The organism is Burkholderia sp. FL-7-2-10-S1-D7, from assembly GCF_001524185.1.
Taxonomy (GTDB): domain Bacteria; phylum Pseudomonadota; class Gammaproteobacteria; order Burkholderiales; family Burkholderiaceae; genus Burkholderia; species Burkholderia diffusa.
Map to the genome: position 1 here is coordinate 288,654 of NZ_LOWY01000100.1, position 22,773 is coordinate 311,426.

Below are 22,773 nucleotides of genomic sequence, written 5' to 3' on the forward strand. Positions count from 1 at the left end.
TCAATGTCGCTATACTGGCGCGGATTTCCGAAGGGCGGCCCGCCATGGGCCGGCCGGCGAGGGGGCGGCGAACCGAGCACAAAATCCGAGGAAAAGAATGAATAGTGCCTATCTTTATGCGGTTCATTTGCTGTCGGCGTTCGTGCTGCTTTTCGTGTTCGCGGCAGTGTACCTGAAGGTCACTCCGTTCGACGAACTGGCGCTGATTCGCGACGGCAACGCGGCCGCGACGCTGTCGTTCGGCGGTGCGCTGATCGGCTTCTGCCTGACGCTTGCCTCCAGCATCGCGCACAACTCGACGCTCGGCGAAGTCGTGCTGTGGGCCGTCGGCGCGATGGCCGTGCAACTCGTCACCTATGCGGTGCTGACTCGCCTGATTCCCGGCATGAACCATGCGATCGAGGATCGCAACGTCGCGATGGGCGGCCTGATGGGCACCGCGTCGCTCGTCGTCGGCATCATCAATGCCGCCTGCCTGACCTGACGCGCCACGCGCGCGAGGAGACCGACATGAGTCTGGGTTCGTTTATCCGCAAGCAGTTCATCGACGTCCTGCAATGGACGGAAGACACCGACGGCGTGCTCGCCTGGCGCTATCCGATGGAAGATCAGGAGATCCAGTACGGCGGCCAGCTGACCGTGCGCGAAACGCAGGTCGCGATCTTCGTCAACGAAGGCAAGGTCGCCGACGTGTTCCAGCCCGGCCTGTACAAGCTGGAAACGCGGACGCTGCCGGTGCTCACGTACCTGAAGAACTGGGACAAGTTCTTTCAGTCACCTTTCAAGTCGGATGTGTACTTCTTCAGCACGCGGCTGCAGCTCGGCCGGCGCTGGGGCACCGCGCAGCCGGTGACGATCCGCGATCGCGAATTCGGCTTCGTGCAGCTGCGCGCGTTCGGCATCTACTCGTACCGGATCGTCGACGCGGCCGCGTTCCACCGCGAGGTGAGCGGCACGCGCGCGCAGTACACGGTCGACGATCTCGAACAGCAGCTGCGCAACCTGGTCGTCACCGCGATGAGCACGACGTTCGGCTCGGCCGACGTGCCATTCGTCGACATGGCCGCGAACCAGACGCTGCTGTCGCAACGCGTCGCCGAGGCGCTGGTCCCGGTGTTCACGCGCTACGGCCTCGCGCTCGATGCGTTCGCGGTCGAAAGCGTATCGCTGCCGGCCGAGCTGCAGAAGGCGCTCGACCTGCGAATCGGCGCGGGGATGGCCGGCGATCTCGCTCGCGCGACGCAATACCAGACGGCACAGGCGATCCCGCTGGCCGCGCAGAACCCGGGCGGCATCGCGGGCGTCGGCGCGGGGCTCGCGGCCGGCGCGGCGATCGGGCAGGCGATGGCTGGCCAGATCGCGGGCGCCGCGCATCCGGCGCAGGCCGCACCCGCACCCGCCGTGGCACCGGTCGCTGCCGCGCAGCCGGCCGCGCCGGCCGAAGGAACCGATTACGTGCAGCGTCTCGAACAACTGAAGGCGTTGCTCGACAAGGGCCTTGTGACCGAAGAAGACTATTCGCGCGCGAAGGCGGAAATCCTCGCGAAGCTCACCCGGTAAGCGTCGCGCATGTTCAGCACTTCGTGCCCCCAGTGCGGCGCGCCGGTCGAGTTTCGCTCGGCGGCGGCGGTGATGGCCGTCTGCGCGTTCTGTCGCAGCACGCTGCTCAAGCGCGGTGCCGATGTCGAACGCATCGGCGAGCTGGCCACGGTGCTCGACGACGCTTCGCCGATCCAGATCGGCACGGCCGGACGCTACGGCAAGCGCACGTTCACGGTGCTCGGCCGTCTCCAGATGACCTACGACGCCGGCGCGTGGAGCGAGTGGTACGTCGTGTTCGACGACGGCGCGTTCGGCTGGCTGTCGGATGCGTCGGGCCAGTATGCGGTCACGGTGCGCGAGCCCGACGACGCATCCGGCGGCGCGTGGCCGGCGTTCGGCACGCTGGAACCGGGCATGCGGATCGACCACGGCGGCCGCGCGTTTCTCGTGTCCGACGTGCGCACCGCGCGCTGCACGGGCGGCGACGGGGAGTTGCCGTTCCGCGTCGACGCGGGCTGGGAAGCGCGCGTCGTCGACCTGCGCACCGGCAACGCGTTCGCGACCTTCGACTATTCCGACGCCGATGCGAACGGCGGGAGCCCCGCCGTCTATTCGGGCGAGGCACTGGAGTTCGACGCGCTCGCGTTCACCGGGTTGCGCGATACCGAAACCGATACGCGCGAGAAGCGCGGCGCGGAGATGGTGCCGTTCGCGTGCCCGAGCTGCGGCGCGCCGCTGACTTATGCGCCGAACGTGGCCGATTACGTCGTGTGCGGCAGCTGTCATGCGGGCGTGCAGTGCACGGCCGAGCAGCAGACCGTGTTCGCGGCGCAGCGCACGCTCGAATCGGTGAAAGGTGCGCTGGAGCTGGGCGCGATCGGCACGTTCGACGGCGTGAAGTACACGGTGATCGGCATGATGCGATGCCGCGTGCCGGGCGACGAAGAGACGTGGGACGAATACCTGCTGCTGAACCCGAAACGCGGCTTCCTGTGGCTCGTGCAGAGCGAAGGGCGTTGGGAGCGCGTGCAGGTGCTCGACCATTGGCCGACGATCGGCGGCGAGTCCGACGTGACCGACGGCGGCAAGACTTACCGCCTGCGCGAGGCGTATGAATCGGAGGTCGTCTACGTGGTCGGTGCGTTCAACTGGCGCGTGCAGGTGGGCGATCGCACGTCGATCATCGATTACGGCTGGCAGAAGGACAAGCTGACGCGCGAGCGCAGCGCTGCGGAGATCGTGTGGTCGCGCGCGCAACCGTTGTCGGGCAGCGCGCTCGCCGAGCGCTTCGGCACGCCGGCGCTCGCGACGGCGGCTGCGACGGGCGCCACCGCGTCGACGGGCCTGTTCGGCGGGAAACACCCGCACAGCTTCGCGCCGCTGCCGTGGGTGTTCAGCGCGCTGCTCGTGATTTTCAACATGGACTCGCTGTTCTCGTTCAGCGGCCGCACCGTCTACGTGCTGGTCGGCCTGCTGGTGCTGTGGCTGCCTGAATGGCTGTGGAAGGGTTTCGCGTCGGACGGGGGCAACGCGTAATGCGCTACATCCTCTACGGACTTTACGGGCTGATCGTCGTCACGTTGTTCAGCTGCGCGTCGCTCGGCGGCAGCGGGTCGGGCGGCAGCGGCTGGGGCAGTTCGTCGGCGCGCAGCGGCTACTCGTCGTACGGGTCGCACAAATGACCGCCCGCGACGGTCTTGCCGCGCCGCGTGCGATGGTCGGCGCGCACGTGCTGGCCGACCTGGCCGGCATCGACGCGGCGCTGCTGCGCGATGCCGCGCGGCTTGAAACGATCCTGACCGAAGCGGCGCAACGGGCAGGCGCGCGCGTAGTCGGTGCGCACTTTCATCATTTCGGCGGCGAGCATGGCGTGACGGGTGTCGTGCTGCTCGCCGAATCTCACATCACGATCCATACGTGGCCCGAGCATCGCTTCGCGGCCGTCGATGCGTTCATGTGCGGCGCGGCACGCGCGGCCGATGCGGTCGACGCGATCGCCGCTGCGCTCGGTACGCAGGCGCAGGTCCGGCAGCAGGTGGCGCGCGGCGGCACATTGACGTGAGCGAACGCGTCACACTGACTGCTGATATGCATACAGGAATTCGATTCGCCGCATTGCTCGGCTTTGCACTGTTGAACGGCAGCGTTGCCGCGGAGTTGTTGCCGAAGCCGCCCGGGCCCGTCGTGATGGTCCATTTCGACTACTACGAGAAGGACCAGGCGCGGCTTCATGCACTGGAACATCGGCTGGATCGCGCAGTGAGGCAGGCAGGCGCGGGCGAACTCGGCGAGACCGAACTGCATCGCGACGGCAACGACGGCTATCTGTACCTGTACGGCACCAGCGCCGATCGGCTGTACGCGCTCGCGCGCCCGATCCTGAAATCGTCGGGATGGCTAACCGGTACGGAAGTCACGTTGCGCCGCGATGCCGGCACGGAAACGTTTCCGATAGGCCGGGGCGGAGTACGTTAGCGCCCGGGCCGTCCGAATGCCAGATGCCCGATGGCGCGGCCATCGTGCATTCGAATCCATTCGGAGGGAGAGGGCGCAGATGCGCCGGGCCGCGCGGCGGTGCGTGTCAGCGCGTGTCAGCGTGGCAACGCTTCGGCTTCGGCCCAGCGCTTGAACGAATCGAGACGCCGGCGCGTGTGCACGAGATAGAACGCGCCGATCAGCGGTTCGAGCAGCCAGCGCAGCCAGGACGGCTGCGCGCGGAAGTGGTACGTGAATTTCACTTCGGTCGAACCCGGCGTGTGTTCGGTGAAGTTCCAGCTGCCGCTGAAGCGTTCGAGCACCTTCGGCCCTTCGACCATTTCGATGGCCGCGACCTGCGGCGGGCGGTACGAGATGTAGCGCGACACCATCGTCGCGCCCGACTGACTGCGGCAGAACGCGTCGACGCCGACGTCGGCCGTCGTTTCGTCGAGCAGATAGGCATCGGTGAGGAAGTTGTCCCATACGAGCCGCCGCGCGTAGTCCTGCGACCACGTGAAGAGGCGTCTGCGATCGACACCGACGGTCCGGCTGACTGAGATCCTCATGATGGCGGGCACCGTGGCGCGGATTGGAATGAAATCGAGTGTAACCCGCCAATAACGCGCCTTTCGTCAGACTTCGTCAAGTCGAGCGCGTGCTCGATTGACCTTCTCCGGGAATTCCCCTACGATCGATTCCATGCCTTCGGGATAGACCCGAAGCGTTTCAATCTCTTGAGGGAGCCTCATGAGTACGCAACAGAACCGGCGCTTCGACGCGCTCGTTTTCATTGGTCGTTTCCAGCCCCCGCATCGTGGTCACCTGAACGTGCTGAAGTCGGCACTGAGCCGGGCCGAGCGCGTGTGCGTGCTGATCGGGTCGACCGACAAGCCCCGCACCATCAAGGATCCGTTCTCGTTCGACGAGCGCTGCCAGATGCTGGCCTCGCTGCTCGAGCCGTCCGAGCGCGAGCGCGTGACGGTCGCGCCCGTGCAGGATTCGACGTACAACGACGGCGACTGGGTGCGCTGGGTGCAGGATGCCGTGGCCGCCGCGCTCGGCGACGTCGCGCAGCGCAAGGTCGGTCTTATCGGCCACGAAAAGGACGCCACGTCGTATTACCTGCGGATGTTCCCGCAATGGGAGCTCGTCGACGTCGATGCGACCGAAGACATCTCCGCCACCGAAATCCGCGACCAGTATTTCGCCGAACGCACCAACAGCTTCGTGCAATGGGCCGTGCCGGAACCCGTGTTCGGCTGGCTCGAGCATTTCCGCACGCAGCCGCAATTCGCGCAGCTGAAGGCCGAGGCCGAATTCATCGCCGCGTATCGCAAGGCATGGTCGGCCGCACCGTATCCGGTCACGTTCGTGACGGTCGACGCGGTGGTCGTGCACTCGGGCCATATCCTGCTCGTGCGCCGGCGCAGCGAACCGGGCCGCGGCCTGTGGGCGCTGCCGGGCGGGTTCGTGAACCAGGACGAACGGCTCGACGCGGCGTGCATCCGCGAATTACGCGAGGAAACCGGCCTGAAGCTGCCGGAGCCCGTGCTGCGCGGCTCGATCAAGGATCGCCAGGTGTTCGATCATCCGGCCCGCTCGCTGCGCGGCCGCACGATCACGCACGCGTGCCTGTTCAACTTCCCGACCGGCGAGCTGCCGCGCGTGAAGGGCAGCGACGACGCCGACAAGGCGCGCTGGGTGCCGCTCAACGAATTCGCGCAGATGCGCAACGTGATGTTCGAGGATCACTTCGAGATCGCGTATCACTTCCTGGGGAAGCTGTGACGCGCTGATTCCCCGGATTCCGGTCCGTCGCGACAGACGCGGCGGCACTTCAACGGCCTAGAGGAGCTCTAGCCATGCAAAACGATCCCGGCGGCTTTGCCGCGGTTCTCGCCAATCCGATCCTCAACACGGATTCGTACAAGGCTTCCCACTTCCTGCAATATCCGCCCGACGCGCAGGCGATGTTCTCGTACGTCGAATCGCGCGGCGGCCGCTACGACCGCACGCTGTTCTTCGGCCTGCAGATGCTGCTGAAGGAATATCTGTGCCGGCCCGTCACGCACGCGATGATCGACGACGCCCGCGATTTCTTCGCGGTGCATGGCGAGCCGTTCAACGAGGACGGCTGGCGCCACATCGTCGAGCACTACGACGGCTACCTGCCCGTGAAGATTCGCGCGGTGCCGGAGGGTTCGGTCGTGCCGGTGCACAACGTGCTGATGACCGTCGAATGCGACGACCCGAAGGTGTTCTGGCTCGCGTCGTATCTGGAGACGATGCTGCTGCGCGTGTGGTACCCGGTGACGGTCGCGACGCGCAGCTGGCACCTGCGGCAGACGATCCGACGCTTTCTCGAGAAGACCGACGACGATCTCGCGCAGTTGCCGTTCAAGCTGCACGACTTCGGCGCGCGCGGCGTATCGAGCGCGGAATCGGCCGCGATCGGCGGCGCCGCGCATCTCGTGAGCTTCATGGGTTCGGACACGGTGCTCGGCGTGCTGGCCGCGAACCGCTTCTATCGCGAGCCGATGGCCGCGTATTCGGTGCCGGCGGCCGAGCACAGCACGATCACGTCCTGGGGGCGTGAGCACGAAGCCGATGCGTATCGCAACATGATCGCCCGCTTCGGTCTGCCCGGCGCGATCGTGTCGGTCGTGTCGGACTCCTACGATCTGTTCGCCGCACTCGAGATGTGGGGCGGCGAGCTTCGGCAAGCCGTGATCGATTCGGGCGCGACGCTGGTCGTGCGCCCAGATTCGGGCGACCCCGTGGCGATCGTGCTGCAGACCGTGCGCGCGCTCGACGCATTGTTCGGTTCGTCCGTGAACGGCAAGGGACGGCGCGTGCTGAACCATGTGCGCGTGATCCAGGGTGACGGCGTCGACGAACTGTCGATCGACGCGATTCTCTCCGCGCTCGACGACGCAGGCTATGCGGCCGGCAACGTCGTGTTTGGCATGGGCGGCGCGCTGCTGCAGCAGGTGAACCGCGATACGCAGCGCTTCGCGATGAAGTGCTCGGCGATCCGTCGCGGCGACGTATGGCACGACGTCCGCAAGGATCCGGTCACCGATCAGGGTAAGCGTTCGAAGAAGGGGCGGCTCACGTTGCTGCGCAATCGGCGCACGGGCGAATACCGGACGGTGACGCTGCCGGTCGCATGGGACGATCGCGCGTTGGAAGGCGAATGGGACGAGGCGCTCGAAACGGTGTTCGATACGGGGAGAATGCTGGTCGATACGACGTTCGCCGAGGTGCGGGCGAGGGCGCACGCGGCGCAAATGTGAGGGCGTCGGCGGGGCGTTCGTGCGCCCCGCCGCGCTGGATGTTCATCGGTCGCCGGCCGGTGTGCGGCCGCTGCGCTCCGCCGCACGCGTGGCATCCATCGCCCGCGCCAGCGCATCGAACACCGCCGGCCCCTTGCAGCGCGACACGTTGAAGCGCATGAACGACGTCGCGCCGTGCGACGCACTGAACACGTTGCCGGGCGCGAGCACCACATCGTGGTCGAGTGCATGACGCGCGACGCGCGCGGCATCGAGCCCGTCGGGCAGTTCCGCCCATACGAACAGGCCGCCGCGCGGTTCGGTCCAGATCCCGAGCCCGGCGCGCGCGAGCCGCCGGATCGTTTCGCCCATCGCATCGGCCAGCTGCGCACGCAGGCCGTCGAGATGGCGCCGGTAGGTGCCGTCGATCAGCAGCCGGTGCACGATGTTCGCGCCGATCTGCGCATTGCCGAACGACGTCGCGAGCTTCAGGTCGACGAGCGCGTCGATCCATTCGGGGCGCGCCGCGACATAGCCGCAGCGGATTGCGGCCGACAGCGTCTTCGAGAAGCTGCCGATCGACACGACGCGCGACAGCCCGTCGAATGCCGCGAGGCGCGGCGCGGGCGTGCTCTCGAAATCCGCGAAGATGTCGTCCTCGACGATCAGCAGGCCGTGCTCGGCCGCCAGCGTCAGCAGCCGGTGCGCGACCGGCGGCGCGAGCGTCGCGCCGGTCGGGTTGTGCAGCGCCGCGTTGGTGATGTACAGGCGCGGCCGATGCTCGGCAAGCACCTGCTCGAAGCGTGCGAGATCGGGGCCGTTCGGCGTGTACGGCACGCTGACGATGCGCGCGCGATGCGCGCGCAGCAGCGCCTGGAAGTTGAAGTAGCACGGATCGTCGAGCACGACGGTGTCGCCCGGCTCCAGCAGCAGCCGGCACACGAGATCGAGCGCGTGCGTGCCGCCGTCGGTCAGCATGATCTGCGTGGGTTCCGCATGAACGCCGTGCTGCGCGAGCCGCCACGCCAACTGCTGGCGCAACGCGGGCAGCCCGAGCGGCGTCGCGTAGTCGGTCAGCGCGTCGGCTTCGTCGCGTGACACCGCGCGCAGCGCACGTCGCAGGCTTTCGTCCGGCAGCCACGACGACGGCAGCCAGCCGCAGCCCGGCTTCACCGAGCTCGGCGCCGCCTCGAGCGCCTGGCGCGACAGCCACAGCGGATCGAGTTCGCGATCGAGGCGCGGGCCGAGTTCGGCGAGCGCGAGCGGCGGCGCGTGCCCCGACACGTAGAAGCCGGAGCCGCGCCGCGCGACGAGCACGCCTTCGCTCGCGAGCCGCTCGTATGCGTCGACGACGGTCGATTTCGACACGTGCAGCGAGTCGGCCATCATCCGGATCGACGGCACGCGCGCGCCGGGCATCAGCGCGCGGCTCGCGATCCGCGCGCGCAGCGTGTCCATCACGGTTTCCACGCGGGTGCGCGACGGCGCGGGCGGAGCAGGAGCTTGCAGGGAACGGCTCATGGCGAGAGGGAACTGTACGGACGGTTGTCCAGTACAGTTCGTCCGAATTGTATTGGGCTGTAGCTTACGCGCTTTTCACGGGCGGCGGATCATCGGTCATTCACCTTTTCCGATCAGGATTTCCCGTGCAAAAGACGACCGACGGATGGCTCAGCGGCCTGCTGGGCGTGATCATCTTCAGTGGCTCGCTGCCCGCGACGCGCGTCGCGGTGCAGGGGCTCGACCCGCTGTTCCTCACGTTCGCGCGCGCGACGATCGCCGGCGTGCTCGGCCTGATCCTGCTCGTCGCGCTGAAACAGAAGCGGCCGACGCGTACCGAGACCGCGTCGCTCATCGTCGTCGCGCTCGGGGTCGTGGTCGGTTTCCCGTTGCTGACGGCGCTCGCGCTCAAGCACGTGACGTCCGCGCATGCGATCGTGTTCGTCGGGCTGTTGCCGCTCGCGACCGCGCTGTTCGGTGTCTGGCGTGGCGGCGAACGGCCGCGGCTGCCGTTCTGGATCTTCTCGCTGCTCGGCAGCGGCGCGGTGGCCGCGTTCGCGCTGCGCAACGGCGCAAGCGCGTCGGTGGTGGGCGATGCGCTGATGCTGGCCGCGATCGTCGCGTGCGGGCTCGGTTATGCGGAAGGCGCGCGCCTGTCGCGCCAGCTCGGCGGCTGGCAGGTGATCTCGTGGGCGCTCGTGCTGTCGCTGCCGGTGATGCTGCCGCTCGCGTGGTTCACGTGGCCCGCGACGTTCGACGGCGTCGACGCTGCCGCGCTGTGGGGGCTCGCGTACGTGTCGCTGTTCAGCATGCTGATCGGCTTCGTGTTCTGGTATCGCGGCCTCGCGCTCGGCGGGATCGCGGGCGTCGGCCAGCTTCAGTTGCTGCAGCCGTTCTTCGGTTTCCTGCTCGCGGCCGGGCTGCTGCACGAGACGGTGCCGCCGTCGATGCTCGCCGTGACGGCCGTGGTTGTCGGCTGCGTCGCGGGTGCGAAATACTTCTCGAAGATGACGCCCGTGCAGCGCGCGGGCTGACGCGCCGGCGCGCGACGACGTGACGGGTGCCACCCGTTCGCCGTCGCGCGGGCGTGGCTTGCGGCTTACCCCATCACCACGTTCGCGAGCCGGAACTGGTACGCGGTCGCGGTGGTGCCGCCGCCGCCGCCCGTCATCACGATGTCCGCGCTCTTGATTCCCAGCAGCGACAGTTCGGTGTTGATGTCGGACAGCACGGCCGAATTCATCACCGCGCCCTGTTCGATCTGCGACGCCGTGCCGATCCACAGCGTGGGCTTGAACTCGAACACGGCTTTCTGCCCCGGCACGATGCCCGTCTTGTGCGCGAGCAGCCGATTGTCCTTGAAGACAGATGCGGTGATCGCCCCCTGGCTCAGGTCGTTGCGCAGCTGGATCTCGCGCGACGTCGGCGCCGGGCCGGCCAACGCGAGCACGTTGCCCGACGTCGAGCGCGACACGTTGAAAACCTGTCCGTTGTCCGCGCGCTTCTGCGGCATGTAGTTGCCGTCTGCATCGCTCGCGGAGACGGTCGTCAGCATCGGGAATACGAACGGATGGTTGTCGCCGCGCCCGCAGTTGGTGATGACCTTCCACGCGATCGCGAGCTCGTCGAAGTCCGTCGACACGTTCTTCTGGAAGATCACGATCTGGCTGTTGTTGACGTCGTTCGACAGGTTGACGAAGTTGAGATTGATGTCCATGAGTCACCTTGGTTAGATTTGGATAACTGATTGAATGGGCGCCGGCCGTGCGTCGCCGGCGCACGAACCGTTACGCCATCACCACGTTTTCCAGCCGGAACGTGAACGGCATCGAGCGCGGGCCGGGGCCGCCGCCGGTCATCACGATGTCGGCGCTCGCGATGCCGAGCAGCGACAGTTCCGTGTTGATGTCGGAGATCACCGCGGAGTTCATCAGCGCACCCTGTTCGATCTGCGACGCGACGCCGATCCAGATCGTCGGCTTGAACTGGAACACGGCCTTCTGGCCCGGCGCGACGGAAGTCTTGCGCGCAAGCGCGCTGCCGTCCTTGTAGATCGTCGCGTTGATCGCGCCGGCCGGCAGGTCGTTGCGCACCTGCACCTCGGAGCTTGCGCCCGGGTCGCCGCCGAGTTGCAGCACGTCGCCCGAGCTGGAGCGCACGACCTGGAACACCTGGCCGTTCGAGGCGACCTGCTGCGGCATGTAGTTGCCCCAGCTGTCGCTCGCGCTCACGCTCATCGTCATCGGAAACTTGAACGGATGGTTGTCGCCCTGGCCGCAATTGCGGATCACCTTCCACGCGATCGCGAGTTCGTCGAAGTCGGTCGCCACGTTCTTCTGGAAGATCACGACGCTCGAGTTGTTCGCGTCGTTCGAGCGGTTGATCAGGTTCAGTTGGATATCCATGTCGTTGCTCCTTGAGTTTGAAAAGACGGCAGTCGGTCTGCCGCACACCTTTCCCGCCGGCCCGGCCGCGAAGCCGTGCCGTCAAGCCGGTTCAATCCGTGTCTGGCGGCGCTAGGCGCGCACGATGTGTTCGAGCGCGAATGCAAACGGCTGCGCGTCGGTGCCGGTGCCGCCGCCCGTCATCACGATGTCGGCCGCGGCGACGCCCGCCAGCGGCAGAAGGGTGTTCGCGCTCGAGATCACCGCCGCGTGCAGCGCGCGGCTTTCCTGTATCTGCGACGCCACGCCGATCCACAGCGTCGGCGTGAAGCGAAACACGGCCTTCTGCCCGGGCGCGACCGCTTCCTTCACCGCGATCAGCCGGCCCGCGCTGAACGCATTGACGTTCACGGCGCCGCGCGGCATCCGGTTGACGACCTCGATGTCGCCACCCGGCGCGTCGGCCGGGTCGGGCACGAGGCGGCCGCGTCCCGTCGGCTGCGCGTCGACCACTAAGCGCACGCCGGCGGGCGCCGTGACGCGCGGCGAGAAGTTGCCGTGCTCGTCGCCGAGCGCGACGTCGATGTCGGTCGAGTAGTCGAACGGATGGAAGCAGTCGCGTCCGCAATGACGGATCACCTTCCACGCGATCGCAAATGCGTCGAGATCGGGGATCACGTCGCGCTGGAACAGCACGACCTCGCTGTTGCCGCAGTCGTTCGAGCGGTTGACGAAGCGGAGCTTGATGTTCATGACGCCTGCTCCTGATCGGACGTGCCGCGATCGTCGCGCAGCGTGCGCTCGGCCCACTGCGCAAGCGCGGGCGCGACGCCGTTCGCGAGCGACGCGACGTGCAGCGCATGTGCACGCGCCTGGGCGTGAAGGTCGCCCGCGAAGCGGCCGAGCGCCATCACGGCATCGGCGGGGCCGCGCGCGCGGCCGAGATCGTCGAGATATTGCGCGGCCGCGTCGGCCATCGCGCCCGCATGCTGCAAATGGCTCTGCGTGACGCGTGTGGCGAGATCGGCGTTCAGTGCCGCCAGCTCCTTGACCGCGGCGGCCGAACTGCCGGGCGCGAACCGTTCGAGCTGGCCGCGCCACAACGCGTCGGTCGCGGCCTGGCAGGCGTCCGTGTAACGGTGGCAGGCGAGCAGCGCGGTGTGCGCGAACGCGCGCCACGCGGGGCCGCCGGGCGTGCAGCCGGTGCCGGTCGTCTGCGCGGCGACCTTGCCGAACTGCTGGAGCGCGTCGGCGTGCGCGCGTTCCCATTGGGCGATGAACGTGGAGAACATGGCGATTCCTCGTGATGAAGGAGCGGTGACGGCGCGATGGCGGCCGATACGCGGATTACTGACGCGCGGCGCCGAGGCGCTGCACCATCCGCATTACGGCGGCCATCTGCGGCGCGTCGCGGCGGTAGAAGCCTGGGTGGAGCGGATCGGTGCTCGTATAGCCCCAGAAATCCCAGCAGCCGAGCGGATTGACGGCCGATTTTTCGACCTGCGGATAGAGCACGATCAGCCGGTTCGTATCGGCGATCTCGTTGTAGCCGACGCCGCGAATCATCTTCTCGCCGACGGCGGCGACGTTCTGCACGCAGCCGTGGAACACCACGTGCACCGCGCAGGCCACGCGCTCGCAGTCGGCCGGCACGTATGCGTAGCCCGTGTCGCCGAGCGCCGCGCGGCGCTGCGGATCGAACGCGCGCTGATCGAACTTCAGCAGCTTGCCGCCTGCCTGAACGGCCGGTGGATTGAGCGGCTTGTCAGGTGTGCCGTAGATCCAGCGCACGATGTCGTGCGCCTGCTGGAAGCCGCAGTTGTCGATATACGGGCTCGCGTTCGCACTGCATGCGTTGTCTTCGGGGCGGTTCGTGATGAACGCATGCCCGGCGTCCGGCGATTCGCGTTACTGGAGGTTCGCGGCCGGGACTTGCGCGAGCGTGTAGAAGCGCGCGGTCTGGTCGACGACGCGCGTCGACACCACCGTATCCTTCGCGCCGCTGAACACATAGATGCGCTGACCGCGCAGCGCGGCCGGATCGTCGATCTCGCCGCGCTGCGCGAACATGCGCGCGGCGCGCCATGCATCGGCCGCGGATGGCGCGGGGCCGATCGGCTGCATGCACAGCGTGGTCGCGGCCACCGCCGGCGGGATAAACGCGCTCACGCCCGCGCAGTAGAACGGCCCGCCCGCCACGATGCCCGCGCCGATCAGCCGGCTCGAGAACGCGACGTCGAACTGCGCGGCCATGAAGCCGCCGGACGACAGCCCCGACACCGACGTGCGCTGGAGGTCGGCGCTGTATGCGGGCAGCGGATCGGCGGGGGCGGCGACGGCGTGCGGCGCGACCGACGCCACTGCGGCAACGGCGACGCATGCGGCGCCGAGCACGCGGCGCAGCGTGCGCGAAACGATGGAACGGGGCGGCGTCGTGCGGCCGGGCGAGCAAGTGACCTTCATGCGGGACTCCTGTCGTGACGAGTAACGAATGGCGAATGACGAACGGCTGGAACGGATGCGGCAAGACTTCAGCGACGGTTTCAGCTTACGGGCAGCCGACGACCTGCGAAATGGCGCGAACGACCTGCGCGGCGACCCGTGACGTTCGGCCGGTGCGGTGCCCCGGCGCTCACGATACAAACAGCGCGCGCTCCGCCTGGCGGCGCTTGGTGAGCCCCGCGAGCGGCTTGCCGCCGGCCTTGTTCCAGACGAGGAACTGGTCGGCCGCACGCGCGCCCGCGCCGGCGTTCAGGTAGCGCAGCAGCGTGGACGAGCGCAGCCGTCCCGCGCCGAGATTGAAGACGAACGACATCAGCGCATCGAACTGCTGCTGCGTGACCGGCACGCGCAGCAGCTTGCGCAGGTTCAGCTCGGCGACGCGCAGGTCGCGCCGCAACAGCGCTTCGGCTTCGGCCGGCGTGAGCGGTCGTGTGAAGCGCTCGTTCGGCAGGATCAGGTGCCCGTAGCCGATCGTCGGCTTGCCGACCGCGTCGAGATAGCGCGCGAGCCGCAGCCCCTCGAACTGCTTGATCAGCGCAATGCCTTGCTCACCGGTGTGTTCAGGCTGGTTCGCCATCGTCGTTCTCCTTGCTGCCCGGCCGTGCGCGCGGCACCAGGCGATGCGTGTATTCGTCGATCACGCGCATGATCGCTTCGGGCGGCGGCAGCGCCGCGAACTGCATTTCGATGTCGATGTGCTCGGTGTCGCGCTGCCGCGCGTTGCCCTGCGCGTCCTTCTTCGCGGAGCGCGGCGCGAACGTCACGTAGAAGCGGCCGCGCTGGTCGTCGTCGCCCGCGACACCGCCGGCCGGCAACGCCTCGGTGAAGTCGCCGCGCACGGTCAGGTGCACGATCATCCGGTCGAGCGCGAGTCCGCGCGGCGTGGCGAGCGCGACGAGCGGCACCGGCATCGTGTGCTCCGCATCGAGCGCGACCGTGACCTCGCGTGGCGCGAGCAGGCCGTCGTCGCGCAGGTCGAAGAACTGATCGAGCACGGCCGTGTACTGGTGCGCGAGCAGTTGGTTCGCGGCGGCCGCCGCGTGCTGCATCCCGCGCGCGATTTCGTCGAGCGCGATGCCACGTGGCGGCGGGCGCTCGTCGTCGGCCGGCGTGCCGGGCGGCGCCGGCGGGGCGGGCGGAGCGGGGGGCAAGCCGCCGGCGGACGCGCCGGGCGCGGTGCCCGGTGCGTCGTGCGTGCCCGGCGCGGCCCCGGCCGGAGAGCCGGAGGCCTCGGGCGGCACGTGGCGCACCGGATCGGCGGTTGCCGCCGCCGAGGCGCCGGTGCCTGAGACCGTCCCGGTATGGCCTGCCGCCGCACCGGCCGGCGGCGGGGCCGTCCCGTCCGGTTCCGGTCGGGCTGTGCTGCCGCCCGGACGCGTATCCCCGTCGTCGTGCCCGCCGTCCGCGCGGCGAGACCGTCTGAAGAGCCTGAACATGGCCGGCCCGCGCGCTTACGCGTGCGCCGGCTGCTGGGCGTCCGAACCGGCTCCGGCAGGCGCGGCCGTGCCGCCGCCCGCCGCCGACGCATCGCCGACCAGCTTGCCGTCGGTCGGCGTCGCCGGCAGCGGCTTCACCGCCTTCGCGTTGCCTTCCGTGACGACCGGCTTGGTCGCGGCTTCGGTCAGGAAGTCGATCACGCGCATCAGCGCTTCGGGCGGCGACTGGCGCTTCACCTGCGTATGGATCGAATATTTCGCGCGCGTGTCGGTGCTGCGCGTCTGCTCCGCCTTGTGCGACACACGCCCGGACACGCTGACGCTGATCGGTCCCCAGCCGAACTTCGCCTGGAATTCGCCGCCGGCCTCGGTCGACGACGACGACTTCTCCGATTGCGTAATCTCCATTTCGAAGTCGATCGTGCCTTCCTCGATCGCGATGATCGGATGGACGATCGCCGCGAGCAGCGGGATGCGCATCGTCTTCTGCACGACGCCCTTCGACACGCCGGCTTCGTCCACCAGCGTCTCGTCGTAGTCGAACTGGACGGCCACGGCCTTGCCGCCCTGGATGCAGACCTGCATCAGGAAATCCGCGTAGCTCTTCGCGGCCTGCGTCTGCGCACTGATCATCGCCTTTAACGGGCCGGCGATCATTTGGTCCATGGGTAAAGCGTTAATCACTGAGCCGATGAAATTCGCGTCCATGAATAAACTCCTCTTCGTGTTGAAGACAACGGAAATTCGTTGTCTTTATTTACATTAGGAAATAGAAGACGTTTACAAAATATGACGTCCGTCACGTCAGGCGGCCCTGGCAGGCCCGCGGCGGGCATCGGTACGCGCGGCGGGGCGCGGCGTGGATGAATTAGGCCATTCGTCACGGAGCGACGGGCCTAGTGCGCGGCGGGTAAAACAGCGGTAAAAAAACGCAGGGTAGGGAAGCAAAAAAACCTAAACCGAGCATCCCGATTTCGAGGAAACCGCGCAATGAACGTTCTGATGATCGATAGCCCGCCGTTATTCGTCGCGGGCGTGGCGGACGTACTGTGTAAACGCGATGTCAACTGGCATGTGTGGTCGGCCCGCCGTCCCGAGGACGTCTTGCGCTTGCGCGACGCGTTGTTGCCCGGGACGGTCGAGGCGATCACGATCGAATGCGACGAGCACGCCGCGCGGCCGAGCTGGCCGAGCGTGCTGAACGAGACGTTCGCCGGCGCGCCGTGGTTGTGCGTGGTGGCCACCGTGTGCCGCCGCACGATTGCCGATGCGCTGCTGGCGGGGGCGGCCGGCATCATCGACCGGCACGCGAGCGCCGACGAGTTCGCGGACGCGCTCGGCCGGGTCGCGGCCGGTGCGATCTACGTGCCGCCGAACGACGGCGGCGCGACGCAGGCGCGCCCGGGCGGCGCGCCGGCCGGGGACGATCGCGCATTCGAGCGTCTCACGCCGCGCCAGCGCGACGTGCTGCGGCTGCTGGCCGAAGGCAAGTCGAACAAGCAGATCTGCCGCGTGCTCAACGTCGCGGAAGGCACGATCAAGAACCACCTGTATGCGCTGTTCCGCCAGATCGGCGTGAGCAACCGGACCGAGGCCGCATTGTGGCTCGCACGCCACGTGCCGTCCGAGCCGGCGGCATTCGCGTTCGCGCCCGTCTGCAGTTCGCCCGGCTGATGCGGGTCGCGGCGGGCCCCGGTGTGTGCCAGCATCCGGTGTCGCGTTGCGTTGAAGTCCATCGGGCCGGAGGCGGGGTGCCCGGGCCGGCCATCGGTCGCGGCGAGCCGCGTGGCCGAGTACATCGCGCGCGCGGCGACGTGCGTGCAGGAAGAGGCGAACGGGCCGCGCCGGCCGCGCGCCCCGTTCGGAGGCGCCCGTCGAGACCGGGCGCCGGCGTGCTTACGCGACGTGCGCGACGCCGTATTGCGAGGAAAGGTAGCGCCGGATATCGGCCGGCGAATCGATGAAGCGGCGGCCGTTGTGTTCGCGAATCCCGACCGCGTCGTCCTTCGGCACCTGCCCGTCGCCCAGCACGAGCACCGGCGCGGATTGGTTGTCCTCGCCGATCAGCGCGACGATCGGCCGGCGCGGGCGCGGCGCGTCGACGTACTCGACCGAGACGGCATCGCGCAACTGCGGATAGAAACTCAGCAGCCCTTCGACGGCAACCGAGTCGCCGCAGTAGAACGGACCTTCGGAGTCCTTGAAGAAACCCGGGCGGAGAATGAACAGCGTGTCTTTCATGATGGTCTCGCTATCAGTGGTGGTCGAACGTTGAAAAAAACGGGAGTGCGGGGTGATGCGCGCGACGCGCCCGATGTCAGGCTTCCGCGAGCGCGGCCGCGGCGGCACGCATTCTCGCGAAACCGGCGTCGAGGTCGGTGATCATGTCGTCGGGATGCTCGAGCCCTGCGTGGATGCGCAGCAGCGGGCCGGCTGCCAGCCATGGCGTCGCGGTACGGTGGCGCGACGGATTCGACGGGATGATGAGGCTTTCGAAGCCGCCCCAGCTGTAGCCCATGCCGAAGCACGTCAGGCCGTCGAGCAGCGCGCGCACGGCATCGTCGGGCTGCGGATGCAGCACCAGGCCGAACAAGCCGCACGCGCCCGTGAAGTCGCGCCGCCACAGCGCATGGCCGGCATCGCCCGGCCGGGCCGGATACAGGATCTGCGCGACTTCCGGCTGCCGCGCGAGCCATTCGGTCAGCACGTGCGCGTTGCGCTGGTGGCGTTCGAGGCGCACCGACAACGTGCGCAGCCCGCGCAGCGCGAGATACGCATCGTCGCCGCTGACGGTCATTCCGAGCTGCCGGTAGCAGCGCGTGACCTTCTGAGCGAGCGCCTCGGTGGTCAGGATCACGCCCATCAGCACGTCGGAGTGTCCGGCGATGTACTTGGTCGCCGCGTGAATCGACACGTCGACGCCGTGCGAGAACGAGCGGAAATTCAGCGGCGTGCCCCACGTATTGTCGAGCAGCACGACCGCATCGTGCTGGTGCGCGACGCGGCAGATCGCGGGAATGTCCTGCACCTCGAAGGTCAGCGAGCCCGGCGATTCGGTAAAGACCGCGCGCGTGTTCGGCCGCATCAGCGACGCGATGCCGGCGCCGATCGACGGATCGTAGTAGGTCGTCTCGATGCCGAGGCGCGCGAGCGTTTCGTCGCAGAACGAGCGGGTCGGGTCGTACACCGAGTCGGCCATCAGCAGATGGTCGCCGGGGTTCAGGACCGCGAGCAGCGCGGTCGTGATCGCGCTGAGCCCGCTCGGCGTGAGCAGCGCGGCGTGCGCGCCTTCGAGGCGTGCGAGCGCCTTTTCGAGCGCACGCGTGGTCGGGCTGCCGTGGCGTCCGTATGCGAGCGGAGTGCCGCGCACCGCGTCGAGCGCGTCGGTGCCGTGAAAGAGCAGCGTCGACTGGCGATACACGGGCGGGTTCACCGGCGAGCCGGGCTGGCCGTGCGCGCGGCCTTCGTGAGCGAGCAGGGTATCGATCGAGTGCGGTTGGTTCAAGATGTCGTCCTTTGAAAGTCGGTCAAATCGGAGCGAAGCCGTCGCGCGGTCAGTGCAGGATCTTGTCGAGGAAGTCGCGCGCGCGTTCGGAGCGCGGCGCGGCGAAGAATGCTTCGCTCGCCGCATCCTCGACCACCGCGCCCTGATCCATGAAGATCACGCGATGCGCGACCTTCCTCGCGAAGCCCATCTCGTGCGTGACGCACACCATCGTCATGCCGTCGCGCGCGAGCTCGACCATCACGTCGAGCACTTCGTTGATCATCTCGGGATCGAGCGCGGAGGTCGGTTCGTCGAACAGCATCGCGACGGGGTTCATCGACAGCGCGCGTGCAATCGCGACGCGTTGCTGCTGCCCGCCCGACAATTGCCCCGGATACTTGTGCGCGTGCGCCCTCAGGCCGACGCGATCGAGCAGCTTCATCGCGTTCTCGATCGCTTCGTCCTTGCGACGGCCGAGCACCTTGACCTGCGCGAGCGTCAGGTTGTCGGTGATCGACAGGTGCGGGAACAGCTCGAAATGCTGGAACACCATGCCGACGCGTGCGCGCAGTTGCGCGAGTTTCGCGGCGGGATCGCCGAGCCGCATGCCGTCGACGACGATGCTGCCTTTCTGGAACGGCTCGAGGCCGTTGATCGTCTTGATCAGCGTCGACTTGCCGGAGCCCGACGGCCCGCAGACGACGACCACTTCGCCTTTCGATACCGTCGCGCTGCATTCGGAAAGGACCTGATGCTTGCCATACCACTTGGAAACGTTGTCGAGCGTAATCATGGTTGTCCGTGGTTGAGGTTCGGGTTGAACGAGGTGCGCATGCTCAATGCGTGGACGGCAGCGAGAGGCGCGTCTCGACGCGGCCCTGCAGCCGCGTGAGCAGCGTGCTCAGCACCCAGTAGATCGCGGCCGCCGCGAGGTAGAGCGGCAGCGGCTGGAACGTCGCGGCGATCACTTCCTGCGTCGAGCGCAGCAGCTCGGTGACGGTGATGACGGACACGAGCGACGTGTCCTTGATCAGGCTGATCAGCGTGTTGCCGAGGCTCGGCACCGCGAGGCGCAACGCCTGCGGGCAGACGATGTAGCGCAGCGTCTGCACGTGCGTGAGGCCGAGGCTGTGCGCGGCCGCCCATTGTCCGCGGCCGATGCCGAGGATCGCGCCGCGCATGCTTTCCGACAGGTAAGCGCCGGCGTTGAGCGTCAGCGTGAAGATGCCAGCCGTCGTCGGATCGAGCGTGATGCCGAGATCGGGCAGCCCGTAGTAGACGACGAACATCTGCACGAGCAGCGGCGTGCCGCGCATCAGGCTGACGTAGCCCTGCGCGAGACCGGACGCGAGCCGGTTGCTGCCGATCCGCATGATCGCGACCACGAGCCCGACGACGAGGCCGAGGGCCATCGACGCCACCGCGAACTTCAGCGTGAGCAGCGCGCCCTTCACCATCACGGGCAGGGTTTGAATGACCAGATCGAGTGCTTCCATCGCGTGTCTCCTGATTGTGTGTCGTGTGCGCCGGGGTGGCGGCCGGCCCGCGCGAGCGTGTGCGCGGCCGCGTGACGGCTGCGTTATTGCGCGATCGGTTTCGTCGTGTCCGAGCCGAACCACTGCATCGAGATTTTCTTCAGCGTGCCGTCCTGCTGCAGCGACGCGACCGCGTCGTCGATCGCCTTCGCGAACTTCGGGTTGCCCTTGCGGAACGGGATCCCCATCCGGTCCTCGCCGCCGGCGAGCACGGAACCGGGGCGTAGCGGCAGGTGCGAGTTCTTGATCAGATAGCTCAGCATCAGGCGGTCGTTGACCGCCGCGTCGATACGCCCCGCCGCGAGGTCGCGCAGGTTTTCCGGTGTACCCGGATAGACCTGCAGATCGATCGCGGGCACGGTCTTCACGAGATCGACGTAGTTGCTGCCCATCGTCACGCCGACCTTCTTGCCCTTCAGCTCGTCGAGCGACTTGAACGCACGCGTGTCGTTCTGGCGCTGCAGCAGCTGCGCGGAGGAATACACGTACGGCGTGCTGAAGTCGAGCGCCTGCTGGCGCGACGGCGTGATCGCGACCTGGTTGACGATCACGTCGAACTTGCCGGCCTGCAGCCCGGCGAGAATCCCGCTCCATTCGGTCGTGACGAACTGCGGCTTCACGCCGAGCCGTGCGGCGACCGCCTTCGCGACGTCGACGTCGAACCCTTCGAGTTGTCCTTCGGCATTGCGGTAGTCGAACGGCGGGTAGGTGCCTTCGAGCGCGATCTTCAGCACGCCGGCCTGCTTGACGGTGTCGAGCAGGTCCGCCGCGTGCGATGCGGTGGCCGCCACGCAGAGGAGGGCGGCGGCGAGGCCTTGCTTGAGCGTCGGGGTGAAGGGCTTCATGGTTGTCTCCGGGGTTGTTGTCGAAACGTCGTTGTCGAAAATTCAGGGTGAGCGCGTCCGCGGCGACGGGCGGCGTCGCCGTGGGCGGGAAGCGGGAAACAGGGCGGCGAGAGACGGCGCGAGCCGTGTGCCGCGAGGCGTTACGGCATGCGTTCGCGCACGGTGGCGTAGCGTTGCGCGGCGAAGAGTTCAAGCATCGTGTTCATGAGTGCCCGTGCGGCTTGCGAGTGGGGTAGACCGGCTGCATCGTCGATGCGTGTCCGGTGACGCAAATGCTGAACGACTGAGGGCAATCTTAGTTTTGTCAAAAAGGAAAGTGCTTCCAAAAATGCAGGGACTTTCCACGCGGCGTGGAAAGTTTTTCTCCATGCGTGAAGCACGTTGCATGCGATCTGCTGCGGTTGTACGGGGTGCGCAGCATCGGGTGCTACGGCGCGGTCGAGTGGTTGCGCCCGAAACGATCGATGAAAAGCAGAACGGCCAGGCATGCCGGTAGTGGCAAGCCTGACCGTTGGCGTCCGCCGCGTTGAACGCGGCGCGAAGGCGCGTTTTACTCGAACGTTTCGAGCGCAAGCAGTTCGTCGATCGTCTGCCGGCGGCGGATCAGCCGCGGCGTGCCGCGATCGACGAGCACTTCCGGCGCGAGCGGCCGGCTGTTGTAGTTCGAGGACATCGATGCGCCGTATGCGCCCGCATCGTGCAGGAACAGCAGGTCGCCGATCTGCGGTTGCGCGAGCTTGCGGTGCGTGACCACGCCGCCCGCGTCCTGCGTGAACACGTCGCCCGACTCGCACAGCGGCCCTGCGATCGCGATGTCGACGAGCGGCCGGCCGTCAGGCAGCGCGCCGTCGTGCGTGTGCACGGACACCGCGTGGTAGCTGCCGTACATCGACGGACGCATCAGGTCGTTGAAGCCCGCGTCGATCAGCACGAAGTCGTGCTTCGGCCGGCGGTTCACGGCCTGCACTTCGGTGACGAGCGTGCCGGCTTCCGCGACGAGGAAGCGGCCCGGTTCGATCTCGATGCGCACCGCGTGGCCGAGATGCCGTTCGATCCGCTTGCGCGCGGCGTCCCACTGGCTGAAGTAGTGACCGACGTCGACGCGCGGCTCGCCGTCGCGATACGGAATCGACAGCCCGCCGCCGGCGGAGATGGCTTCGATGTCGTGGCCGAGCGACGTGACGAGCTCGACCATCGCGTCGCACACCTGCGACAGATGGCCGTAGTCGACGCCCGAGCCGATATGCATGTGGATGCCGACCAGCTTCAGCCCGTACTGGCGCACGATCTCGATCGCGCGCGGCACGTCGTCGATCCAGATGCCGTGCTTGCTCTGCGGACCGCCGGTGTTGGTCTTGTTGCTGTGGCCGTGGCCGAAGCCCGGGTTCACGCGCAGCCATACGCGGTGGCCGGGCGCATGCTCGCCGACGCGCGCGAGCATGTCGAGCGAGCCGGCGTTCACGGTCACGCCGTGCTTCAGCACGGCCGCGAGCGTCGGGCGGTCGATCAGGTCGGCCGTGAACACGACGCCTTCCGGTTCGCCCGCAGGACTGAACCCGGCCGCGAGGCTGCGCTCGATTTCGCCGAGCGACACGGCGTCGACGCACGCACCTTCGTCGCGCATCAGCTTCAGGATATGCAGGTTCGAGTTCGCCTTCTGCGCATAGCGGATCACGTCGAACTGGCGCAGTTGGGCGATGCGGTCGCGGATGACGTCGGCGTCGTACACCCACAGCGGAGTGCCGTATTGCTGCGCGAGCGCCGCGAGCTGGCGGGAATCGAGGGACAT

The 22,773-nt window shown here is 67.7% G+C and carries 25 protein-coding genes and 1 pseudogene; 10 read left to right on the top strand and 16 right to left on the bottom strand.

Annotated features, from left to right (window positions below):
• Positions 1-97: 97 nt before the first annotated feature.
• The 6 genes from WS75_RS29400 to WS75_RS29420 are packed head-to-tail and all read left to right on the top strand — an operon-like array spanning position 98 to position 4,017.
• Entirely contained in the window at positions 98-484 is a 387-nt protein-coding gene (locus WS75_RS29400; protein WP_059685923.1) for a DUF350 domain-containing protein, read from the top strand.
• Between the two features lie 26 nt (positions 485-510).
• A complete protein-coding gene (locus WS75_RS29405) occupies positions 511-1,560 on the top strand; it encodes an SPFH domain-containing protein (protein ID WP_059685925.1) in 1,050 nt (349 codons plus the stop codon).
• 9 nt (positions 1,561-1,569) lie between these two features.
• Entirely contained in the window at positions 1,570-3,078 is a 1,509-nt protein-coding gene (locus WS75_RS29410) for a DUF4178 domain-containing protein (protein WP_059685927.1), read from the top strand.
• Positions 3,078-3,224: a hypothetical protein gene (locus tag WS75_RS34275; RefSeq protein WP_170296473.1), complete on the top strand. Its 147-nt coding sequence runs from the start codon at positions 3,078-3,080 to the stop codon at positions 3,222-3,224. The genes WS75_RS29410 and WS75_RS34275 overlap by 1 nt, the downstream gene beginning before the upstream one ends.
• The gene (speD, locus tag WS75_RS29415) at positions 3,221-3,604 is read left to right on the top strand and encodes an adenosylmethionine decarboxylase (protein ID WP_059685929.1); all 384 of its coding nucleotides are present in this window, start codon (positions 3,221-3,223) and stop codon (positions 3,602-3,604) included. The genes WS75_RS34275 and speD overlap by 4 nt, the downstream gene beginning before the upstream one ends.
• On the top strand, positions 3,601-4,017 hold the full coding sequence (locus WS75_RS29420; RefSeq protein WP_257129474.1) for a hypothetical protein: 417 nt from the start codon (positions 3,601-3,603) through the stop codon (positions 4,015-4,017). Before speD ends, WS75_RS29420 begins: the two co-directional genes overlap by 4 nt.
• Positions 4,018-4,133: 116 nt before the next feature.
• On the opposite strand, the gene WS75_RS29425 is transcribed toward WS75_RS29420, so the two are convergent.
• Positions 4,134-4,586, bottom strand: a complete 453-nt coding sequence (locus tag WS75_RS29425; protein ID WP_059685932.1) for a type II toxin-antitoxin system RatA family toxin — start codon at positions 4,584-4,586, stop codon at positions 4,134-4,136.
• A 181-nt stretch (positions 4,587-4,767) separates the two neighbouring features.
• On the opposite strand from WS75_RS29425, the gene WS75_RS29430 reads away from it, so the two are divergent.
• Both WS75_RS29430 and WS75_RS29435 read left to right on the top strand, forming a co-directional pair.
• Positions 4,768-5,808 carry a bifunctional nicotinamide-nucleotide adenylyltransferase/Nudix hydroxylase gene (locus WS75_RS29430; RefSeq protein WP_059685934.1) on the top strand — a complete coding sequence of 347 codons (1,041 nt, stop codon included), beginning with the start codon at positions 4,768-4,770 and terminating at the stop codon, positions 5,806-5,808.
• Between the two features lie 74 nt (positions 5,809-5,882).
• A complete protein-coding gene (locus WS75_RS29435) occupies positions 5,883-7,316 on the top strand; it encodes a nicotinate phosphoribosyltransferase (RefSeq protein ID WP_059685936.1) in 1,434 nt (477 codons plus the stop codon).
• Between the two features lie 42 nt (positions 7,317-7,358).
• Here WS75_RS29435 and WS75_RS29440 read toward each other — a convergent pair whose 3' ends face one another.
• Positions 7,359-8,816 (bottom strand): aminotransferase-like domain-containing protein, encoded by a 1,458-nt coding sequence (locus tag WS75_RS29440; RefSeq protein WP_059685943.1) that lies wholly within the window; start codon positions 8,814-8,816, stop codon positions 7,359-7,361.
• A 125-nt stretch (positions 8,817-8,941) separates the two neighbouring features.
• On the opposite strand from WS75_RS29440, the gene WS75_RS29445 reads away from it, so the two are divergent.
• Positions 8,942-9,829 carry a DMT family transporter gene (locus tag WS75_RS29445; RefSeq protein WP_059685947.1) on the top strand — a complete coding sequence of 296 codons (888 nt, stop codon included), beginning with the start codon at positions 8,942-8,944 and terminating at the stop codon, positions 9,827-9,829.
• Positions 9,830-9,894: 65 nt separating this feature from the next.
• Here WS75_RS29445 and WS75_RS29450 read toward each other — a convergent pair whose 3' ends face one another.
• The 8 genes and pseudogenes from WS75_RS29450 to WS75_RS29485 all read right to left on the bottom strand — a co-directional run bounded on the left by WS75_RS29450 (position 9,895) and on the right by WS75_RS29485 (position 15,825).
• Positions 9,895-10,512, bottom strand: coding sequence for a hypothetical protein (locus tag WS75_RS29450; protein ID WP_059600109.1), 618 nt, complete (start codon positions 10,510-10,512; stop codon positions 9,895-9,897).
• A gap of 70 nt (positions 10,513-10,582) precedes the next feature.
• Positions 10,583-11,200, bottom strand: a complete 618-nt coding sequence (locus tag WS75_RS29455) for a hypothetical protein (protein WP_059600108.1) — start codon at positions 11,198-11,200, stop codon at positions 10,583-10,585.
• A gap of 111 nt (positions 11,201-11,311) precedes the next feature.
• On the bottom strand, positions 11,312-11,932 hold the full coding sequence (locus tag WS75_RS29460) for a hypothetical protein (RefSeq protein ID WP_059685949.1): 621 nt from the start codon (positions 11,930-11,932) through the stop codon (positions 11,312-11,314).
• Positions 11,929-12,471, bottom strand: a complete 543-nt coding sequence (locus WS75_RS29465) for a hypothetical protein (protein ID WP_059685951.1) — start codon at positions 12,469-12,471, stop codon at positions 11,929-11,931. The genes WS75_RS29460 and WS75_RS29465 overlap by 4 nt, the downstream gene beginning before the upstream one ends.
• Before the next feature lie 55 nt (positions 12,472-12,526).
• Positions 12,527-13,642: pseudogene (locus WS75_RS29470) on the bottom strand (extracellular catalytic domain type 2 short-chain-length polyhydroxyalkanoate depolymerase).
• Between the two features lie 169 nt (positions 13,643-13,811).
• Positions 13,812-14,258, bottom strand: a complete 447-nt coding sequence (locus WS75_RS29475) for a lysozyme (protein WP_059685954.1) — start codon at positions 14,256-14,258, stop codon at positions 13,812-13,814.
• Complete coding sequence (locus tag WS75_RS29480; protein ID WP_257129475.1) at positions 14,242-14,922, bottom strand: DUF2589 domain-containing protein; 681 nt, start codon at positions 14,920-14,922, stop codon at positions 14,242-14,244. Before WS75_RS29480 ends, WS75_RS29475 begins: the two co-directional genes overlap by 17 nt.
• A gap of 210 nt (positions 14,923-15,132) precedes the next feature.
• Positions 15,133-15,825 carry a DUF2589 domain-containing protein gene (locus tag WS75_RS29485; protein WP_059685956.1) on the bottom strand — a complete coding sequence of 231 codons (693 nt, stop codon included), beginning with the start codon at positions 15,823-15,825 and terminating at the stop codon, positions 15,133-15,135.
• Positions 15,826-16,107: 282 nt separating this feature from the next.
• Between WS75_RS29485 and WS75_RS29490 the strand changes: the two genes are divergently transcribed.
• Complete coding sequence (locus tag WS75_RS29490) at positions 16,108-16,791, top strand: helix-turn-helix transcriptional regulator (RefSeq protein WP_059685958.1); 684 nt, start codon at positions 16,108-16,110, stop codon at positions 16,789-16,791.
• Between the two features lie 222 nt (positions 16,792-17,013).
• Here WS75_RS29490 and WS75_RS29495 read toward each other — a convergent pair whose 3' ends face one another.
• The 6 genes from WS75_RS29495 to lysA all read right to left on the bottom strand — a co-directional run bounded on the left by WS75_RS29495 (position 17,014) and on the right by lysA (position 22,773).
• Positions 17,014-17,358 carry a DUF3088 domain-containing protein gene (locus tag WS75_RS29495; RefSeq protein WP_059685960.1) on the bottom strand — a complete coding sequence of 115 codons (345 nt, stop codon included), beginning with the start codon at positions 17,356-17,358 and terminating at the stop codon, positions 17,014-17,016.
• A gap of 76 nt (positions 17,359-17,434) precedes the next feature.
• Positions 17,435-18,622, bottom strand: a complete 1,188-nt coding sequence (gene metC / locus WS75_RS29500; protein WP_059685962.1) for a cystathionine beta-lyase — start codon at positions 18,620-18,622, stop codon at positions 17,435-17,437.
• Between the two features lie 49 nt (positions 18,623-18,671).
• Positions 18,672-19,397 (bottom strand): amino acid ABC transporter ATP-binding protein, encoded by a 726-nt coding sequence (locus WS75_RS29505; RefSeq protein ID WP_059685964.1) that lies wholly within the window; start codon positions 19,395-19,397, stop codon positions 18,672-18,674.
• Between the two features lie 43 nt (positions 19,398-19,440).
• Positions 19,441-20,100, bottom strand: coding sequence for an amino acid ABC transporter permease (locus WS75_RS29510; RefSeq protein ID WP_059600099.1), 660 nt, complete (start codon positions 20,098-20,100; stop codon positions 19,441-19,443).
• An 83-nt stretch (positions 20,101-20,183) separates the two neighbouring features.
• Entirely contained in the window at positions 20,184-20,984 is an 801-nt protein-coding gene (locus tag WS75_RS29515) for a transporter substrate-binding domain-containing protein (RefSeq protein ID WP_059685966.1), read from the bottom strand.
• 550 nt (positions 20,985-21,534) lie between these two features.
• Positions 21,535-22,773, bottom strand: a complete 1,239-nt coding sequence (gene lysA / locus WS75_RS29520; RefSeq protein WP_059685968.1) for a diaminopimelate decarboxylase — start codon at positions 22,771-22,773, stop codon at positions 21,535-21,537.

What these genes read in the sequence shown, in the direction of transcription:
- WS75_RS29400 (WP_059685923.1), top strand. Translation starts at nt 98, where the DNA reads ATGAATAGTGCCTATCTTTATGCGGTTCATTTGCTGTCGGCGTTCGTG.
- WS75_RS29405 (WP_059685925.1), top strand. Translation starts at nt 511, where the DNA reads ATGAGTCTGGGTTCGTTTATCCGCAAGCAGTTCATCGACGTCCTGCAA.
- WS75_RS29410 (WP_059685927.1), top strand. Translation starts at nt 1,570, where the DNA reads ATGTTCAGCACTTCGTGCCCCCAGTGCGGCGCGCCGGTCGAGTTTCGC.
- WS75_RS34275 (WP_170296473.1), top strand. Translation starts at nt 3,078, where the DNA reads ATGCGCTACATCCTCTACGGACTTTACGGGCTGATCGTCGTCACGTTG.
- speD (WP_059685929.1), top strand. Translation starts at nt 3,221, where the DNA reads ATGACCGCCCGCGACGGTCTTGCCGCGCCGCGTGCGATGGTCGGCGCG.
- WS75_RS29425 (WP_059685932.1), bottom strand. Translation starts at nt 4,586, where the DNA reads ATGAGGATCTCAGTCAGCCGGACCGTCGGTGTCGATCGCAGACGCCTC.
- WS75_RS29430 (WP_059685934.1), top strand. Translation starts at nt 4,768, where the DNA reads ATGAGTACGCAACAGAACCGGCGCTTCGACGCGCTCGTTTTCATTGGT.
- WS75_RS29435 (WP_059685936.1), top strand. Translation starts at nt 5,883, where the DNA reads ATGCAAAACGATCCCGGCGGCTTTGCCGCGGTTCTCGCCAATCCGATC.
- WS75_RS29440 (WP_059685943.1), bottom strand. Translation starts at nt 8,816, where the DNA reads ATGAGCCGTTCCCTGCAAGCTCCTGCTCCGCCCGCGCCGTCGCGCACC.
- WS75_RS29450 (WP_059600109.1), bottom strand. Translation starts at nt 10,512, where the DNA reads ATGGACATCAATCTCAACTTCGTCAACCTGTCGAACGACGTCAACAAC.
- WS75_RS29455 (WP_059600108.1), bottom strand. Translation starts at nt 11,200, where the DNA reads ATGGATATCCAACTGAACCTGATCAACCGCTCGAACGACGCGAACAAC.
- WS75_RS29460 (WP_059685949.1), bottom strand. Translation starts at nt 11,932, where the DNA reads ATGAACATCAAGCTCCGCTTCGTCAACCGCTCGAACGACTGCGGCAAC.
- WS75_RS29465 (WP_059685951.1), bottom strand. Translation starts at nt 12,471, where the DNA reads ATGTTCTCCACGTTCATCGCCCAATGGGAACGCGCGCACGCCGACGCG.
- WS75_RS29475 (WP_059685954.1), bottom strand. Translation starts at nt 14,258, where the DNA reads ATGGCGAACCAGCCTGAACACACCGGTGAGCAAGGCATTGCGCTGATC.
- WS75_RS29485 (WP_059685956.1), bottom strand. Translation starts at nt 15,825, where the DNA reads ATGGACGCGAATTTCATCGGCTCAGTGATTAACGCTTTACCCATGGAC.
- WS75_RS29490 (WP_059685958.1), top strand. Translation starts at nt 16,108, where the DNA reads ATGAACGTTCTGATGATCGATAGCCCGCCGTTATTCGTCGCGGGCGTG.
- WS75_RS29495 (WP_059685960.1), bottom strand. Translation starts at nt 17,358, where the DNA reads ATGAAAGACACGCTGTTCATTCTCCGCCCGGGTTTCTTCAAGGACTCC.
- WS75_RS29505 (WP_059685964.1), bottom strand. Translation starts at nt 19,397, where the DNA reads ATGATTACGCTCGACAACGTTTCCAAGTGGTATGGCAAGCATCAGGTC.
- WS75_RS29510 (WP_059600099.1), bottom strand. Translation starts at nt 20,100, where the DNA reads ATGGAAGCACTCGATCTGGTCATTCAAACCCTGCCCGTGATGGTGAAG.
- WS75_RS29515 (WP_059685966.1), bottom strand. Translation starts at nt 20,984, where the DNA reads ATGAAGCCCTTCACCCCGACGCTCAAGCAAGGCCTCGCCGCCGCCCTC.
- lysA (WP_059685968.1), bottom strand. Translation starts at nt 22,773, where the DNA reads ATGTCCCTCGATTCCCGCCAGCTCGCGGCGCTCGCGCAGCAATACGGC.